The sequence below is a fragment of the Exiguobacterium sp. UBA5002 genome, assembly GCF_002396765.1.
GTDB lineage: Bacteria > Bacillota > Bacilli > Exiguobacteriales > Exiguobacteriaceae > Exiguobacterium_A.
This window is the reverse complement of the sequence record NZ_DGYQ01000013.1, coordinates 15,259-32,749: the sequence shown is the minus strand read 5'-3', so window position 1 is coordinate 32,749 and position 17,491 is coordinate 15,259. Positions and strand designations below refer to the sequence as shown.

The window sequence follows — 17,491 nt, the reverse complement described above, 5'->3', positions numbered from 1 at the left end:
AATCAGATGTGTCCTGTTCTAGTTGCGTATCAGTCAAGACATCATCCGTGACACCGAGTCGCTTCCCTTTCAGCTGTTGCCAATCTGTATCCGTAATTTTTTTGGCTACCGTGTATAACTGTTCATCATAATACATGCCGACGACCATCGATTGCGACGATTGCTCGGGAACGGTCTCATGCAAGGAACTAAAGCCGATGATCGTCAGACCGGCAGCGAGACAAGCAGCTTGTAACGAGCGCCGGCGCCGTTTCGCTTTGCGGATACCTTGGATTGTCCGTTGCCTGACAGATGACGGTACGTCGATCAAGATTTTTGGCTCGTGATTCATAGACTCATCCCCTTCTGTCGTCGTACTTTCTCGAGTGCGCGGTACAACGTGCTTTTGATCGTACTCAGTGGCACATTGAAGGTTTGCGCAATCTCTTGCAATGACAAATCTTCTTCATACCGGAAGTAGACGATTGATCGCTCGGTCGGCTCGAGGACATCCAGTAAATCGTCCAAGTACAAGCGATCGACGAGACGCTCTTCAAACGACGTCGTTTGACTGGGTTCGATCGCGAGCGGCTGAAACGACGCTCGATGTTGCTGGAAAGCGCAATTCATCGTGATGCGCGTCAACCATGTCTTAAAATACGAAGCATCCCGTAAACTCTTTCGCCCACGCCATGCCCGGTACGCGACCTCTTTGACGTTCTCAAGCGCTGCCGCCTCCTCTTTCAGATAAATGAAGGAAATACGGTACACATAGTCCTCTTCTGCGAATAAAGCTGCTTCAAAAGCAGCGTCGGATAATGCTGCACCTGACTTTCGAAACACATCGGCATCCTCCTTTTTTACAATCACTCTCCTATTAGATACGCGACACGTTTAAAAAGTTTCATTTTTTTCAAATTTTTCTTATAATTCCCTTTTCTTGCATGAATGAATTCGATAGGATGGGAAGCAGAGAGGGTGATAAACGTGTACAAGAAACTCATTGCTTTACCGGAGCTTACGCACCTCGAAGGGGCGGTCTCCATCCACCAGCAAGGTGAACAAATCTTTAGCCATGCTAACGGATTCGCACATCGGGGCTACCGCGCATCGAATACAGAAACGACACGATTCGGAATTGCTTCTGGTGCGAAACTCTTCACGGCGGTCGCCATCTTACGGTTAGTCGAGGCAGGAAAGGTAGCACTCGACGAACACGTCGCGCCGATTCTACCGGACATAGGAATCGATCTAGACGGTGTGACCGTGCATTATCTGTTAACCCATACATCAGGCATCGGTGATTATTTTGACGAAGCGACGATGACCGATTTCGAGGAAGTTTTTCAAGATTTCCCGATGTATCGTTTGCGTCGTCCCATCGATTTTTTACCGTTGTTTCAGGACCAAAAAAGACTGTTCACTGCGGGCGAACGTTTTCATTACAACAATGCGGGATACATCCTGCTCGGTCTCGTGATCGAACAATTGACGAAACAACCCTTCTCGGATTACGTGACGAACGAATTATTCGCTCGTGCGCAAATGACACAGTCTGGTTACTTCCGACTCGACTCGCTACCGGCAGATACAGCCACCGGCCATATCGAGAATGAAGACGGTATGTGGCGAACGAATCACTATGCGTTACCGATCATTGGCGGACCAGATGGCGGCGCCTTCCTCACAGCATCAGACATGGAACGTTTCTGGCGAAGTCTTCTGACGCATCAATTGCTGTCCGAATCGATGACCGCGCAACTGTTTCATCCCCACGTCAAAGTCAACGATGTTGCGTCTTATGGTTACGGCGTCTGGCTGAAACGACTCGACGCCTCGCACGAGAAGTGGCACATCATGGGTTACGACCCGGGTGTCAGCTTTCATTCCGCCTATTATCCACAATCGGAAACGATCGTCACCGTCTTATCGAATACGTCTGACGGAGCCTACGCGCTCGTTCAGGCTATCGAACAACTTTTACTTGAGAAAGGAATCCATACATGAACCTTTATATCGCTTCTCGCTTTGATCACACGTTGACCGTCCGCTGGCTCCGCGATGAACTCCGCTTGCGTGGACACGATTTAACATACGACTGGACGATGAACAATCGGGCAGAGGATCCTGAAGCATTACGAAAGATTGGTCTTGCTGAATTCGAAGCCATACAACAAGCGGACGCCTTCGTGCTCGTGTTACCGGCAGGAAAAAGTAGTCACGTCGAACTCGGGATTGCGCTCGCGACGAATCGTCCGATTTACTTATGCATGCCGGATGCGACCTACTTCACCGGACCATTGGCCAGTACGTTTTATCATATCGGACGGACGACCTCTTGCTTCGGAACGAAAGAAGATTGGCTCACGCAGATTCTCGCCGATCGCTTACCGGAAGAACAACTGACGTCATGAGGACCGTCCTGTTGACGATTGGACCGACCCATGCCGGGAAAACGACGTTCGCCCGACAGCTTGCTCAACGTCTACCAGCAAGCCTTGTCATCGATCAGGATCTTCAAGCACGTTTTTTGCTCGAACATTATCCAGACCTTGTTCCAACAGAAGGACCAAATCAGATCAAACATGACTTGACGGGATGGTTGATCGAACAGGCAATCACGTCCTCCGTCGAGACAATCATCTTATGTAATGCCAACACCTCGCGGATTGGTCGGAAACAATTATTAGATCCACTCTCCCGTTCGACGTTCCACTCGATCCTCGTCTGGTTCGATTTACCCGAAGCCATCCTTTCAAACCGACTGACTCACTCCAAACGCGATGGACGAGAAATTCGTGGCGACTCGTCGTACTACGATATCTATCAGCGGCAACGAATCGAGCCGCCAGTTTCCGGTGAAGCGGACCAAATCGTTCGTCTTCGTTCGACGGAAGACGTTGACACACTCCTCGACCATGTCACGAATCCGTCGCTTGATGCTCTCTTCGATGCGGTATCGACTGATTGAAGAACATGACAATCGCACGTAAAGCACCCGCTTCTTCATCAACGCATGCAAAAAGACTAGCCGATATGTAACCGATTACAAAAGAAAGAAGGAACACTCATGTCTGAAGAACAACGATTGACCGGCGGAAATGTCTCCGCTGTCTATCAAAAAGGTGAGCATGTCTATCGCTCACAAAAAGAGAACAGCAACAACGTCCAACGGTTATTACGCCACTTAGAAGCGAAACGCCTATCCGGTGTTCCCCGTTTCGTCGGTATCGACGAACAAAATCGAGAGATCCTGACCTTTCTCCCTGGCGAAACGGCCGATTATCCCCTAAAAGCATACATGTGGCATGATGACGTATTGGACGATGTCGCACGTCTGATGCGCCAGTATCATGACGCGACAGTCGACTTCGACGTCTCGCCGGACTGGGCACCGTTGCTCAATACCCCGACTCCATACGAAGTCATCTGTCACAACGATTTTGCCGTCTACAATACGATTTTTCAGGATCAAAAACTGAGTGGCGTGATTGACTTTGACCTCGCGGCACCCGGTCCACGTGCTTGGGATATCGTCTACACGCTCTATACGTTCGTTCCGCTTAGCAGCAGACGACAAGCACCTGACGGATCCGTTCTTGCTTATTCACCGGACCAAGATGACACACGTTTCGCCAAGCGAGTGAGTCGGTTCCTTGATGCGTATGGCTATGAAGGACCGCGTTCCGAACTGCTATCCATGTTATTGTTGCGCATCGAAGCCCTCTATCTATTAATTGATCAAAGAGCTGCGGAAGGTGATGCTGCCTTCATCAAGATGAAAGAAGAAGGTCACGACACACATTACCGCGCGGAATACCGTTTCATCGCGGAACATGGGGAGAAGTGGTTCATCGATAAATCTTCGATAAAATAATGTTCGACGACATCGATCATCACAAAGGAGTGATTTTTTTGAAGATAATTGATCTCGATTTTTTACTGACGACTGAAGAATATGATCTCGAACTAGATACGATGTCGTTAAAGGCGAACGACCATTACGCGATTGATTTCTATTTTTATGGCGCTGACGAAACATTCAAGCTTTTGATTGACGATCCTTCGCGCGATTACTTTTTGATGCGTTTCGAAAAGTACGCCGTTTTCCTAGGTACGTTGCAAGAGCATGGCATCATCGACGACAGACTCCGAAATCCGTACCCGGTCGTGAAGTCAAAAGAATCGATCTTGGGAGAGTTCGCTGCGAAGTATATGAAAACGAAGGAAATTTATACGGAACGGGGAGACTTGCACTTATTCGCTATCAGGACACATGAACAGGATTTTTACATTTTATCCTACAGTGATCCAATCATCATTGATCATATGGCGAAAGAGGATTAATTGAACAGCAGTTGTTACATCATAAAAAAGGAGGATGAACGTATCTTGAAAAAATCATTGATATTACTTTTAACTGCTCCCCTTCTGTTTTTGTCTGCTTGTACAGAGGAGCAAAAGACAACACAGTCTCCTATTAAAATGATGTCAAAGAGTACAAAAGTACAATCCGAATCTGTAAAAATCGATGCCGAAAGTAAATTGAACATTGTTTTTCTTTATGAACCATACAAACAATATCTACAATCGTCCTTAAAAATCAAAGATCCTGAAGAAGATAAAAAGAATTATGCCAAATATGTCTTAAGCTATATCGACAAAATCGGGGAAAAGGAGCAGTTCGCGACAGCCGACTTGAAAGGTTTCCCGATGTTGCAATCAACCGTGTACGAACAAGAGCTACTCGACAAAATCGAGAACTTGATGAAACAACAAGATGACATTACAAAAATCATTAAAAAAAATTACATCGCTTCTCATAAGATCCTTCCCAAAAAGAAAAGTACCATTATCGTCGCTCCGGTTAATCCTGAATCCTCTTTCGATCTTCAGTCGATGAAAGGTGTTACAGGAGCAGCCTATAAAGATGCATTCATTCTCTACCTGGATACAAACTACGATCAAGACATCCTGGCATATTCGACGGCACACGAATATCATCACTTAGTCCTCAAGGATACACCTGATTTTAGTTTAAGTACGACTCTTAATTCCGTCATCGTCGAAGGAAAGGCAGATGCCTTTGCCGACCGAATCGTCAAAGGCGTCTCCCCTCCATGGAATGTCGAATTGGATGAAGCAACGAAGAAACATGTCGTACATCTGGTCAACAGCTATGAAGTATCACAACTCGACTTCGTCGTAGGTAACGAACAAAAAGAGATTCCTCGCTGGAGTAACTACATTTTGGGGCGTGATATCCTCAATCACTATTTTGAGTCGCATCCAGATCAGTCAATTGCTGACTGGACCTATACGAATCAAGCAGATATCTTAAAAGGATACACGTATCAAAAGATTCTTGAGCAATGAGGTGCTTTCATGAAATACACATGTCCCGTTTGTGGATATGACCGAATGGACGACGTTGTTTATTATGAAAATGGTGACGCTTCGTTCGAACTTTGTTCTTGCTGCGGCTTTCAGTTCGGAGTAGACGATGATGTCGAAATCGAGGATGGTATCTTCTTATCAAGAAGTGAAGCACACGACTTGTATCGTGCGAACTGGCTCAAGGACGGTGCTAAAATCTTTAATGATTATGCCTTTGAGCGTGGTCAAGCAAAAGGTGAACCTTTAGCGAGAACGGCTTTGAAAAAACAATTACGAGCAATTCATATCAGACTAGAAACATAAAAAAGGAGCGCCACACTTCACGAAGATCTCGTGTGAGTTCGCGCTCCTTTTTTATGTCATCATGCTCGAATCTCGTGCATCATCATCATAACGGTCACGATAGTTCCTTGATGCAGATGATTCTCAATCGTTACCTCACCATCATGTGAATCGATCATCCGTTTGACGATTAACAGACACGTCTAGTAAATCAAGGACAATTCGAAGTGATTTCTTCGTCCACTGTCGTTCCAATATTGGGTGTGACGTCCGAGGTTGTTTATCGAGGCGGTACCGTTTCCTTTCAATGACCGTCTACCGATTTTTTGTTTCAAGCGTTTATGAGAAATAGAAGAATATTTTTAATGTCTTCGACTCCACTACTCTTTTCGTTCCTAATGCCCCTCATCGTTCTAAAAAGATGGTGGTATCGATTCACAGGAGCTTCAGCATGATTATTCTACTAATGCATAGCCATTTCTTACGTCTTCGTTTCATTTTAAATATCTCCCTAGATTGGGTTTAATCCAATCTTAGAGAGAAGTTATAAGAAAAACATAAATGAGTAAGGATTTCGAAAATAAAAACACAATAGACAAAATTTTCTAAAAATAATACACTATATTTAACCAAATTATGTAAAAGGAGTGGTCACATGAATATTACCTTTCAAGATGTTTCGCACTCGTTCGAGCGAAGCGGTGTCCGGACCGATGTCTTGCATCAACTAAACGGACAATTTTTGCAATCGGAAGTAACGGCACTCGTCGGTCCGTCCGGGTCCGGAAAATCGACGTTCCTTAGTCTCCTTGGTTCGCTCGATCGTCCGTCGTCCGGTCAGATTCTCTATGACAGACAGGACATTACGTCTTGGAAGAACAAACGGTTATCACAATTCCGCTCGAAAGAGATCGGCTTCATCTTCCAGCAGTTTCATCTCCTACCGTCACTGACGGTGTCTGAAAACCTAAAGGTCGCCTTGTTAAAACAAAAGACATCGTTTAATCAAGACGAGCGAATCCTCGAGCTGCTCGATCGGGTCGGACTCGACGACAAACGAAATGCTTTACCTGCTCAACTATCCGGCGGGCAGCAACAACGGGTGGCAATCGCCCGCGCCTTGTTGCATCATCCGCAATGGATTCTTGCAGATGAGCCGACTGGTAATCTTGATTCCATGACCGGTGACGCGATTTTTGAACTGTTGCTAGAACTGCATCGTGAAGACAAATGTGGCGTTTTATTTGTCACACACGACTTAGAACTCGCCGAACGCGCTGACCGAATTCTCTTCATGCAGGATGGTCGGATCGTCGAAGACCGCCGAAAACGCACGGTGCAAAGTGTTTAAGTACTGTTTAAAGGGAGGTGTCTCGCGTTGCACACGTTTCGTGCCAAATTAATCACGAGCTTTATCGGCTCACTTGTCGTTTTTCTATTGTTGTCGGTATCGACGCAGTCTGCGTATGAAGCGTTTCGGAATGCGGACTTCTCGGAACAGGAGACGACGATCGTACGAGATTGTAATCATGATGACGTATCAAAACTTATTTTCAAAAAAAATAGTTGTACACTCGATAACACGATCGACGAAAATTCTGAAGGTGAAATTTTAGGTATAAGTACAGGTAAAACGGAAAAAGTGGATGGAACAGCACGTGGAAAAGCCAATGCTATCAAGTCGCCAGGCTTTTTGAAATCAGCCGAAGAAAAGGCAGGCTCTAGTTTTTCGATCATCCTTCTCTTGTTGCTTCTTGTCGGAAGTTTCATCATTTATTTTGTAATCAAAAAACGAAAGCGACTCACAGGAAAACATACTTTAGACATTACGGAGACTATGGAAGATCAATCAAATCTTTCTTTCAAGAATAAAACTTCGTCTACAACAACTCAGTCTATGCCTACTCCTCCTATAGAATCATTACGCCTGATGCTATTTGATTTTAACCAACGATTACCACGTGCCCTCAAGCGGCGAAGTCATGAGTCGTTGACAGACTGGACGGAGCGCATTCATCTGGTGACGCCACTCTCTCCTTACTTCGTCACCCGCTACGCAGCGCAAGCAGAAGTAGAAGCACTCGATGCACAAGCGATTCACCATTTCGAACAAGATCTTGCACATTATTTAAAGACGCAAATCTCCCAATAACAAGCAAAGGAGACTACATATGCTTCGTTTCGTCATCAATCAATGGCGCCGGCAGCGCGGGAAATTCATCCTTACGCTCGTCGGTGCGCTCATCATCAGCGCTGGACTCAGTCTGATGTTCAACTTGACCGACTCCAGTCAGGGAACGGTCGAACAAACATTACAAAAGAAATGGTCATCTGCGTATGACATCGTCGTACGACCGAAAGGCAGTCAGCTTGCAAGTGAGTCGAATGATTTACTCGAACCGAACTATTTAAATGGTATCAATGGTGGAATTTCCTTTGAACAATACCAACAAATCAAACAAATGAATGCGATTGATATTGCAGCTCCGGTTGCTGTCATGGGGTACGCCAATATCGGCATCTCAATTCCAAATCAAATCCACTTTCCGGACGAGCCTGGTATTTATCGACTGAGTAATTCACATTATGGTGCTGGTGGATTTTCGAAAGAACTCATCGCACAGGATGGTGCCTACTTTTCAACTATGGAAGAGCCGCTCGTTCCTCCGAATACGCGATTGATCCATCTTCAAGATCCGCAAGATTTTTCATCCATACAACCCTTTACCTATAGTCTTATCGTCGGAATCGATCCGGAGGCGGAAGCGCAACTCGTCGGTTTGGATAAGAGCATCCTGAATCAAAAGAAGTTTCGTTACTTTAGTCAAGAGGATGTCTCCTCAGCCAGCAAGAAGAGTTCCAATGAATTCAATATTCCGGTATTGATTAATCCAAAATCCTTCAATACGGGATATAGTCAATTCAAGTTAGAACAAGTTAACGTCGATCTGAAAACGAAACAAGCACGCGACACATTTTATCAACGACTAGCTCAATCGAACGCTCCTCAACCTCTCGATCAAGAAAAACGAAAGATCATCCAAGACATTAAAGTCGATGCCTCTAAAGTCGAGAGCGCTTTTTTTGATTCCCTACTCGGTCAAAAAACTAAGGTACTTCCGCATTCGGAAGCAAATACTAACGCTCAACTCGTCGCCCAGACAGGCTCATTGACTTATCAAACGGTGAAGAGTCCGTTCCCTACACGATGGGAGAATGCTTATGAAATACAAACAGCACCTACTGCATTCAAAAATGCTATATTACCATCCTCTTATCTTCCGAAGCGTGGCTTCCGGATGGTAGATTCTTATGAAATAAAAATGAAAAAATCGGATGGATCTACTTTTAAGTCAATGAATCCTTATCTGACGTTTAATGTCGTCGGTTTGTATGATCCGAACAAGATCAATTTCTCCAAAGATCCATTGAACGAATTACCGATGGAGACCTATCGACCATCGGCTGCGAGTATCGTACTTGACTCAAAAAATGAACCAGTCAATCCTGCCCAACCGATCAACACGACCGGGAATCCAATTGGTCTGTTGACGAACTCTCCAAACGTTCTTACGACAGTCGATAGTGTCCAAGAGGTGATGGGCGATCAATCGATTTCATCGATCCGGTTAAAAGTAAAGGGTGCTTCTTCTGTCGGTGAACAATCAGATAAAACCTTACAACGTATCAAGTCGGAAATCGAACGAGAGACTGGTCTTATCGCTACGATCACCAAGGGTTCCTCCCCACAACCGGTCGTTACGAAGGTCGTCGATGACGGCAAGACGCTCGGTTGGATCGAACAACCGTGGATCCACATCGGTGCTGCGATGACAATCTTCCGTGAGACAAGTGTCGGTTTCTCAGGAGTCATCTTCGCGATGCTCGCCGTCGCCATCGTTTATGTCCTTGCAACGAGCTACGTCTCGATGCTCGCTCGCCGGAAGGAGTTTGCCGTATTACTCGCACTTGGTTGGCGGACGAAGGACCTTTATAAAATCGTCTTGATTGAGGCAGCCATCCTAGCCGGATTCGTCTCGACGATTGCCTTGATCGTCGAAGGCATTTTCTCGCTCGTTCGGAACGAAGCGATGAACGGCTGGAGTCTTGTTTGGATTGCCCTATTCAGTCTCGTCATCTACCTGGCTGGCGCGACCTGGTCGGCGTGGACGATTCGCCGGATCTCGCCGTATGAAGCGATCAAGACCGGCGAATACGCGAAATCGGCTCGTATCGGACTGAAGCTTCGTTCGACCGTGACATTGGCGCTAAAAGAACTACTTGGGAAATGGAAGCGGAACAGTTTGTCCGTCCTCTCGATCGCTCTACCGACGGCATTGCTGACGTTCTTCTTATTCGTGACGTTCCATTTACAAGGAGTGCTTTATACATCGTGGCTCGGTCAATTCGTCGCCCTGCAAGTCGGTCCGATGCATTACGTGACGATGGGTATTGCCATCACAATCGCCATTTTGACGACGGGAGAGATCATGTGGCAAAACGTCACCGATCGCAGGGCATCACTTGCTGTCTTAAAAGCGCTCGATTGGACGAACGGCGCGATCCGACAATTGATCGTCCTCGAAGGATTCCTTGTCGGTCTCATTTCCGGCATCGTCGGACTGATTGTCGCTTATACAACGATTTACTTCCTGTATGATCTTGTTCCGTGGAATGAACCGTTATTGTTTGGCGTATCACTTGCCTTACCGATTTTGTTCGGTGTCATCGCTGCCTTCATCCCAGCACAACTGGCAGCACGTGTTCAACCGTATCAAGAATTAAAAGATGCTTCGTAAACTAAGGAGTTGTACACATGAATTCTATTCAAGCAATATTTTTTGACCGAGACGGAACGATTGGTGGAGATAACACCGTCCACTATCCCGGAACGTTTACGTTATTCCCTCACGTCGCTTCACTAATGGAACGTTTACGTAACCAAGGTATGTTGTTGATTGCGTTTACGAATCAGCCTGGTATCTCAAAAGGACTCGCGCGTGAAGAGGAGTTCCGGACAGAATTACAGAACTTCGGCTTTGATGACATACTAATTTGTCCGCATGCAGCGGAAGATCACTGCACCTGTCGCAAACCATCACCAAATTTATTATGGCAAGCACAAGCAAAACACGATCTCCGACTCGAGCAATGTGTCGTCATTGGGGACCGCTGGAGTGATATGGTGGCAGCCGCTCGTGCTGGATGTATCAAAATCTTAGTCCGAACCGGTGCTGGAGAGAGCTCCATTCGTGATTACGCTGACCGGATGGATCAAGCAAACGTCGACTATATCGCCGACGACTTGGCAGAGGCAATCGCTTGGCTCGACACGCAAAACTGAATAATCGAAAAGGCGCGACTTCCGTAAACGGAAGTCGCGCCTTTTGTTATTTCTTGGAACGTTTCGATTGAGAAGCTGCGTAAACACTGACCGCTAACACAAATAAGATTGCAAACCATGTCCAAAATGACATGCTACCGTCTCCTTTTGATGATGCGAGGGTACTTAAACTGTCTTCTTGTTCTTACCAAAAAGTTCCTGCAATCATTTGTTAGCGATTTTTCGTAATAGATAGAGTGCATAGATGATCGATGGGATCGCCATCGCCATAAGAATGAGATGGACACTCCCAAATAAAAGATTCATTGCTAGACTAAAATCTGACACTTTTGTTTCCTCCTACAGCTCAATTCTTCTTCTAGTTACTCTTCTAGAATAATACATTGATTCGTGTTCAACGCCTTACAATTATGTAATAAATTTCAATTCACATTCTTTTTCCAATACTTCACGGTTACACTAAACGTATGAAAAAGAGAAAGTACTCATCGATGGTCTTCTCTTTTCCTTGAATAATTAGCTGATATTGTACACCTGTTTTTGATCAATCATCATTATGAATCAGCTAATCGTTATTTAAAGGGGTGAACGTAGTGCATATCATAACTACCCAATTAATCGAATTCATTCTCGAGAAGTATCAGTTAAATGATTACATTCTCTATGAGTCATCTTACGCTCGACACAAAATAAACGACCAAACCGTCTACTCTTTTGAAACGTTTTGGATTCCGCGAGGTGCATCTGTTATCGAGGAAGAGGATGGAACGATGCTTCCAGAAGGAACCGTGCAGATTACGATTGACCCTGTTACGAAACGAACGACGACGTTATCCTTTCACGGTCCGACCTCGATTCATTCCGTGCCTGACGATTTACGTGATTCAACCACTCGGATGGCATGGATCGAATCAGAGACCGATATGATCCATGGTACGCATTTCATGCTCGAAGAAGAAAATGACACTTTTTTCAGTTATGTGAGTTGTCACGAAGGGATTCGGCTGTCTCCCGGTTGTTTCATTCATCTGACATTAACGGAAAACGGTCAACTCGATGAGTTGTTCCTATACGGTCCTCACCCGAGTGATCATCATGTGAATCAGGAACCTTTCGCTTTAACGCTCGAGGACATCGACTCGCTAGCTAAACAACAAATAAAGTGGTTCTCCTATACAAAACCAGGACATCAATACGCGCATACTGTCGTCGAGACGTTCGTGACACAAGAAGGATCAATCCTTGTGCCTAGTAAACTAGATTTCACGTCATCACTCGATCGAAATGACATCTTAACGTGGGCAAATTCGTCAACTTCAATTCTCAAACGCCATCCTTTCCAATCAGCAGCAAGTGTGACAGCAGAGGATGTAATCATGCAGACCGAACATCCTGATTTTCATCCGATTTCGCAAGAGACGGTGAACGCCTGTCGAAACGCGATTCAAAAAATCGTCCAAAACGTCTACCCTAGTGAATCCGGACAATGGATGATTCGTCATATCTACCGGCAACATCCTTACCTTGCTGTCAAATTGTCACGCGCGCATCCGACGTCATATGTTGATCAGCAAAGACGCGTCACGATTCTCCTTGACGAAAAGACGCTTGACTGGATTAGCTTGACCGACGATCAGGAACTCCATACCGCGCTCGCATCCGTTACTCCACCGGAACTCGAAGATCATCAGCAAGACATCATCTTCAACGCATTACGTCCGTACCTTTTACTCACGCCGCGTTATGTGTTTGCCGCTTCAAAAGGTCAATACGTTCTCTGTGGTTTGCTTGACTCGAATCATGCTTACTTACCGGCAACGAACGAAGTCGTTTTAATGCGCGACTTATGAGTTAGTTCAGCCATTGATCTATCCGATTGCTTACGTCTTTCGGGAGATTAAGTCGTCTCAGTTGTTCGAGTCGTTCTCGGTCCACTTCCTGATCAGCAAGACAGTGCTCAATCATCACGACTTTTTGTTCTCGTCCTGGGATCAATTGATAGATGACATACCAATCGACGAGTGACATAAATGGAAGTCCGGTCTCATTAATAATCGTTTGTTCAGCAAACGGATAGATAAAGATCCCCTCGTCATGGCGAATCTGCAGACCGCTCATTAGATCGAGATCGATTCCTTCGATCATAAATTCTTGGAACACTTCCGTCGCGTAAAGTGACGTCTCGTCTTGTTCAACGACAGTTCCCATCTCAGATAACAATAGGACTGCCCGTTCGGCGTCCGCTAACGCGACGACGAGATCGATGTCGCGCGGAGTGACAGGCAGTCCATGATGGTGTAACAATAATGAACCACCGATGCCAAAGTGAATCCGTTCTTGCTGCAAACACGCGACGACTTTTTCTAAGACTTGCTCAATACTCATCGTCGGAACCCCGCTGCTCGAAACGGCCCTTCCATCGAAATCGTAAAGATGATCCGGGCAATTTCTTCCGGTGATGTCTCGTTTGGATGGCGCAACCAGGATTCGATGACACCGAGATGGGCGGCTGAGAGATAGGCAATGAGATAATTTTCTGGAACGAGCCGTTCTCCTTGTTCCGGTAGTCCCGAGAACAGAATCTGTTGCATGTAATCACGGACGCGATTCCGAAACATCCCGTCACTCGTCGGACTGAGTAGGATCCGCATCAGCGTCCGATTCTCATAGAGGAAGATCAAAAACGGGATGATGCGCCGGTATGGCGAGTCCTCCTTTTGGTTGATCAGGACAAAGGGAATCTCGCGTTCAAACGTCGCTTCAATCTTTTCAAAAATCTCATTCGTCATCCGCTCGAGTAGTTCGTATTTATCCGCGTAATGATGGTAGAACGTCCCGCGGTTGACTTCCGCCCGATCCGTCAACAACTTAATCGTCACAGCATCAAAACCAACTTCGTCGATCAGCTGAAGGAACGTCTCACGAATCCTCCGGTCGGTCCGAATGACGCGTAAATCCTGTTTTTTCATTGAAATCGCCTCTTTCTTCAACATTTTAGAAGGATGTGTCGCTTAAGCGACAGATGGACGTCAACTGGTCATTGCTCCCAGTTTATCTCCCTTTTATAATGAAATTAATCAACACGTTGTTCAATAATTATTTCATAAAAGGAGGGAGAATACGATGGATTTACAACTACACGGTGTATCAAAATCGTTTCATCAACAGGACGTCCTCCAACAGATTGATCTTTTGATTCCGTCCGGTGAGATTTGTGGCTTGCTCGGTCCGTCAGGTTCCGGTAAGACGACGTTGATTCGCTTGATGATCGGCGCGATTCAAGCAGATGCTGGAACGATTCAAATCGGTGACACTTCGATGCCGAACTTTAAGATGTTATCAGAGATCGGTTTCATGCCACAAAACGATGCTTTGTACGAGGATTTATCTGGTCTTGCGAACCTACAGTTTTTCGGTTCCTTATACAACATGTCTCGTCAGGACTTAGCAAAACGAATCGAAGAAGTGTTGACGCTCGTCGATTTGACGAATGATCAAAAAAAGCTCGTCCGTCATTATTCCGGTGGGATGAAGAAACGATTGTCCCTTGCCATCTCAATCCTACATCGTCCAAGCATTCTATTCCTGGATGAACCGACCGTCGGGATCGATCCCGTGTTACGCCGCCAGATTTGGAATCAATTCCAAGCGATTCGTACGCAAGGTACGACGATTGTCGTCTCGACCCACGTCATGGATGAAATCAATGAATGTGACCGGGCTGCATTGATCTATAACGGTCGGATTATCGCCTACGATCCGCTCGACCGTTTGCTCGCACAGACTGAAAACGGTCAGGTCGAGGAACTGTTCCTGCTCGCTGGAAAGGACGTGACGTGATGTGGCAACTCGCACGACGGGTCATCCGTCAAACGTTGAACGACAAACGAAGCGTCGGACTGATTTTGCTTGCTCCGTTATTAATCTTCACCTTGATCTATTTCCTACTTGGAAACGATGACTACACGCCTGCCGTTGCCATCAGTCAAGATGTACCGGCTCCCGTCTCACAATCGATCGAAAAACAGGATCTGTCGCTTAAAACGTATAACGGCAGTGATGCGGACGCCTATCTCAAGGACCATGAAACGGTCGACGTCGTCTTAGACATGAAAGACAATCAGCTAGCGTTGAACCTCCGCGAACCTTCGACGAAAAGTTCCAAAGCGTTACGCGAAATTCAAGCTGGACTGGCATCCCTGCAACCGACGATGCAACTCGAGACGAACTATCTGTACGGAGATGTCGATCAATCAACGTTTGATGCGCTCGGTTTCGTCTTTTTATCCTTATTCTCGTTCTTCTTCGTCTTCATCTTGTCAGCAATGGCACTCGTCAAGGAACGCAGTGGTGGAACACTCGAGCGCTTGATGATGACACCGATTCGCCAAACCGACGTCATCTTCGGCTATACGCTCGGTTATAGCGTTTTTGCTTCCATCCAAGCCATTCTTGTCGTCCTGTACGCGACGACCGTACTTGACTTACCGTCTGAAGGTTCGATCATCTGGGTCTTCCTGACGATGCTTGGACTTGCCGTTGTCGCGGTCTTGTTCGGGGCAACGATTTCGATATTTGCCCAATCTGAGCTACAGGTCGTCCAGTTGATTCCCTTTACGATCATTCCGCAGATCTTCTTCTCCGGTTTGATTCCGCTCGATCTGATCCCGTACGGACTTGGTAACATCGGATATTTCACTCCGATTTTCTACGGAGCGAGTGCGATCAAGGAGGTACTCGTCTACGGCAATGGGTGGTCGAGCATCTGGCCGTACTGGCTCGGATTATTTCTCTACGGAGCCGCCTTGTTCCTGTTGAACATGCTTGCCCTTAACAAGTATCGCGGACATCAAAAAAGACACGGCTGATTACACGAGCCGTGTCTGATTTTGCTTAAGCTGTTCGAGGAAAGCAGTCCGTCGAGAGGGATCGAGTGTCTGCTCTTCCACGTCGGCATAGCGAACGAGCTGATAGATCTCATGCGGGACTGTGACTTCTAAGCGTGTTAACCACTCCGTCAGCGTCTCATGTGTCCGTCGTTGCTGCGCTGAAGCAAGTGACCGATTGAACGCGCGCAACGCTTCACGAATTTCCGATTCAAGGAGTCTGTCTTCTAAGGAGAACTGGACTTCAGGCGTTAGCGAAAGCGATGCAGGAGATCGTTTTGTTGGATAACGAGATCGAAATGACCACTGCATGCGGTTGAACCGTTGTCGACGATAGAGATAGATGATCATCACTAGAGCGACCATCCAAGGAGCCACGCAAGTGATTTGATTGATTACATCCGTCCATGATCCCTTTCCCACTTCAACAACAGGTTTCTTATCCGGCTCTTTCCGATATCCTTTGTGCCCATTTTTTGAAGAGTCCAGTGCCTTTGTGATCAAATCTTTTTTCGCATAGATGACTTTTTTAGTCGGTAAGATCGTGCTCGGGACATGTACCCAGTTTCCCGTCGACTGATCGATCGGAGGATCGACTAATGCTTGATACGACAGTTTTACACCTACGACGCCTAAAAATAGTACTAGGCACGTCATGAAAGTCATTCCAATGATTCGACGTCTCATTTCATCCTGCACCTCCAAACCGACTTAAAATCCTTGACACAAGACCTTTTCCCATATGTTACCATGAAAGGAGGCGATTCAGATGAGTTACGAAAAAGTATTTCAAATGCCGATGCAGCAGCTGTATCAGGTATACCGCCAAAAAGTCGAACGTAAGCATCGGACACAAGAGGAGCTCGATGACGTGCTGTTCTGGTTGACCGGACACACGCCATCAACTCTTGAACAAGCCATACAAACCCAAACCGTCGCAACCTTTTTCGAGCACGCACCCGACCTGAACGAACGCCGCTTTCTTGTCACTGGCGTCATCTGCGGGATTCGTGTGGAACATCTAACGGATCCGTTAATTCGTAACATCCGGATTCTCGACAAACTTGTCGATGAGTTGGCGAAAGGAAAAGCATTAGCTAAAGTCTTACGATAAGGAGGAATGCTGATTTCTACGATACTCAGTACACTGGCCATCCTCATCATGGTTACCAGTGTGGCTTATTTCACCGTCTATCAAGTTAAACGAAATAAAGGAACCCATCGTTCCCCCGTCTATCGACTTGTCTTTAGTGGTCTGTTGGTCGGCTTGATGGTCAGTTATTTTTTGTTGACGTGAGTCGTGATTTTCAGTTTTTGATTTAAACAATAAAAACATTAATACAGTATTTGAAATAATGAAGGAGGTATATGCCTGAAACTTCGAAAATGGATCCTTCCACTTTTATTGCTCACCTGTCTCGTCTCACCGAATGCTGCGACGTCGTATGTGAAATGGACGATCGCTCCGGCTGGTCACTATCTCGAAAGGCTTCAAGCGGCTGACATTTCTTATAAATTTCGGCAACAGACGCTCTACATTCAAGAAAAGGATCTGCATCGCGTCACGACGTGCTGTACGTAATTCCTATACAAAATCCCCTCA

Annotated in this window: 22 protein-coding genes; 16 read left to right on the top strand and 6 right to left on the bottom strand. The window is 46.1% G+C overall.

All coding sequences use genetic code 11. The features are described from left to right. The coding region (locus B4C70_RS02270) for a hypothetical protein (protein WP_290776781.1) at positions 1-331 on the bottom strand (331 nt) is incomplete at its 3' end. Then, positions 328-822 carry a sigma-70 family RNA polymerase sigma factor gene (locus B4C70_RS02265; protein ID WP_290776779.1) on the bottom strand — a complete coding sequence of 165 codons (495 nt, stop codon included), beginning with the start codon at positions 820-822 and terminating at the stop codon, positions 328-330. The genes B4C70_RS02265 and B4C70_RS02270, both read right to left, overlap by 4 nt. A gap of 144 nt (positions 823-966) precedes the next feature. Here B4C70_RS02265 and B4C70_RS02260 point away from each other — a divergent pair, with 144 nt between their 5' ends. From B4C70_RS02260 to B4C70_RS02210, 11 genes are all read left to right on the top strand, one after another. After that, positions 967-1,986 (top strand): serine hydrolase domain-containing protein, encoded by a 1,020-nt coding sequence (locus tag B4C70_RS02260; RefSeq protein WP_290776778.1) that lies wholly within the window; start codon positions 967-969, stop codon positions 1,984-1,986. Beyond that, positions 1,983-2,393 (top strand): group-specific protein, encoded by a 411-nt coding sequence (locus B4C70_RS02255; RefSeq protein WP_214729466.1) that lies wholly within the window; start codon positions 1,983-1,985, stop codon positions 2,391-2,393. Before B4C70_RS02260 ends, B4C70_RS02255 begins: the two co-directional genes overlap by 4 nt. A gap of 11 nt (positions 2,394-2,404) precedes the next feature. Next, positions 2,405-2,950, top strand: coding sequence for an AAA family ATPase (locus B4C70_RS02250; RefSeq protein WP_290776777.1), 546 nt, complete (start codon positions 2,405-2,407; stop codon positions 2,948-2,950). Positions 2,951-3,049: 99 nt separating this feature from the next. Next, positions 3,050-3,856, top strand: coding sequence for a phosphotransferase (locus B4C70_RS02245; RefSeq protein WP_290776776.1), 807 nt, complete (start codon positions 3,050-3,052; stop codon positions 3,854-3,856). Between the two features lie 38 nt (positions 3,857-3,894). Beyond that, positions 3,895-4,326 carry a hypothetical protein gene (locus tag B4C70_RS02240; protein WP_214729460.1) on the top strand — a complete coding sequence of 144 codons (432 nt, stop codon included), beginning with the start codon at positions 3,895-3,897 and terminating at the stop codon, positions 4,324-4,326. A 45-nt stretch (positions 4,327-4,371) separates the two neighbouring features. Next, positions 4,372-5,355 (top strand): DUF2268 domain-containing protein, encoded by a 984-nt coding sequence (locus B4C70_RS02235; protein ID WP_290776775.1) that lies wholly within the window; start codon positions 4,372-4,374, stop codon positions 5,353-5,355. 9 nt (positions 5,356-5,364) lie between these two features. Then, the gene (locus B4C70_RS02230; RefSeq protein WP_290776774.1) at positions 5,365-5,679 is read left to right on the top strand and encodes a hypothetical protein; all 315 of its coding nucleotides are present in this window, start codon (positions 5,365-5,367) and stop codon (positions 5,677-5,679) included. A 634-nt stretch (positions 5,680-6,313) separates the two neighbouring features. Beyond that, positions 6,314-7,009 (top strand): ABC transporter ATP-binding protein, encoded by a 696-nt coding sequence (locus tag B4C70_RS02225; RefSeq protein ID WP_290776773.1) that lies wholly within the window; start codon positions 6,314-6,316, stop codon positions 7,007-7,009. Positions 7,010-7,036: 27 nt separating this feature from the next. Next, entirely contained in the window at positions 7,037-7,810 is a 774-nt protein-coding gene (locus tag B4C70_RS02220) for a hypothetical protein (RefSeq protein ID WP_290776772.1), read from the top strand. A 19-nt stretch (positions 7,811-7,829) separates the two neighbouring features. After that, positions 7,830-10,457, top strand: coding sequence for an ABC transporter permease (locus B4C70_RS02215; RefSeq protein ID WP_290776771.1), 2,628 nt, complete (start codon positions 7,830-7,832; stop codon positions 10,455-10,457). A gap of 17 nt (positions 10,458-10,474) precedes the next feature. Further along, a complete protein-coding gene (locus tag B4C70_RS02210; protein ID WP_290776770.1) occupies positions 10,475-11,002 on the top strand; it encodes an HAD-IIIA family hydrolase in 528 nt (175 codons plus the stop codon). 204 nt (positions 11,003-11,206) lie between these two features. On the opposite strand, the gene B4C70_RS02205 is transcribed toward B4C70_RS02210, so the two are convergent. Beyond that, entirely contained in the window at positions 11,207-11,329 is a 123-nt protein-coding gene (locus B4C70_RS02205) for a hypothetical protein (RefSeq protein ID WP_255344362.1), read from the bottom strand. 266 nt (positions 11,330-11,595) lie between these two features. Between B4C70_RS02205 and B4C70_RS02200 the strand changes: the two genes are divergently transcribed. After that, positions 11,596-12,852: a hypothetical protein gene (locus B4C70_RS02200; RefSeq protein ID WP_290776769.1), complete on the top strand. Its 1,257-nt coding sequence runs from the start codon at positions 11,596-11,598 to the stop codon at positions 12,850-12,852. 1 nt (position 12,853) lies between these two features. Here the strand turns inward: B4C70_RS02200 and B4C70_RS02195 are convergent, their stop codons facing one another. Beyond that, positions 12,854-13,387, bottom strand: a complete 534-nt coding sequence (locus B4C70_RS02195) for a hypothetical protein (RefSeq protein ID WP_290776768.1) — start codon at positions 13,385-13,387, stop codon at positions 12,854-12,856. Then, positions 13,384-13,971, bottom strand: coding sequence for a TetR/AcrR family transcriptional regulator (locus B4C70_RS02190; RefSeq protein WP_290776767.1), 588 nt, complete (start codon positions 13,969-13,971; stop codon positions 13,384-13,386). Before B4C70_RS02190 ends, B4C70_RS02195 begins: the two co-directional genes overlap by 4 nt. 154 nt (positions 13,972-14,125) lie before the next feature. On the opposite strand from B4C70_RS02190, the gene B4C70_RS02185 reads away from it, so the two are divergent. After that, the gene (locus B4C70_RS02185; protein WP_290776766.1) at positions 14,126-14,842 is read left to right on the top strand and encodes an ABC transporter ATP-binding protein; all 717 of its coding nucleotides are present in this window, start codon (positions 14,126-14,128) and stop codon (positions 14,840-14,842) included. Next, positions 14,842-15,870: an ABC transporter permease gene (locus B4C70_RS02180; protein ID WP_290776765.1), complete on the top strand. Its 1,029-nt coding sequence runs from the start codon at positions 14,842-14,844 to the stop codon at positions 15,868-15,870. The genes B4C70_RS02185 and B4C70_RS02180 overlap by 1 nt, the downstream gene beginning before the upstream one ends. Here B4C70_RS02180 and B4C70_RS02175 read toward each other — a convergent pair whose 3' ends face one another. Further along, a complete protein-coding gene (locus B4C70_RS02175; RefSeq protein ID WP_290776764.1) occupies positions 15,871-16,575 on the bottom strand; it encodes a hypothetical protein in 705 nt (234 codons plus the stop codon). It abuts the gene before it with no gap. Between the two features lie 82 nt (positions 16,576-16,657). Here B4C70_RS02175 and B4C70_RS02170 point away from each other — a divergent pair, with 82 nt between their 5' ends. Both B4C70_RS02170 and B4C70_RS02165 read left to right on the top strand, forming a co-directional pair. Further along, a complete protein-coding gene (locus B4C70_RS02170) occupies positions 16,658-17,002 on the top strand; it encodes a DUF2200 domain-containing protein (RefSeq protein ID WP_290776763.1) in 345 nt (114 codons plus the stop codon). Between the two features lie 6 nt (positions 17,003-17,008). Beyond that, entirely contained in the window at positions 17,009-17,185 is a 177-nt protein-coding gene (locus B4C70_RS02165; protein ID WP_214854004.1) for a hypothetical protein, read from the top strand. The last annotated feature ends 306 nt before the right edge of the window (positions 17,186-17,491 follow it).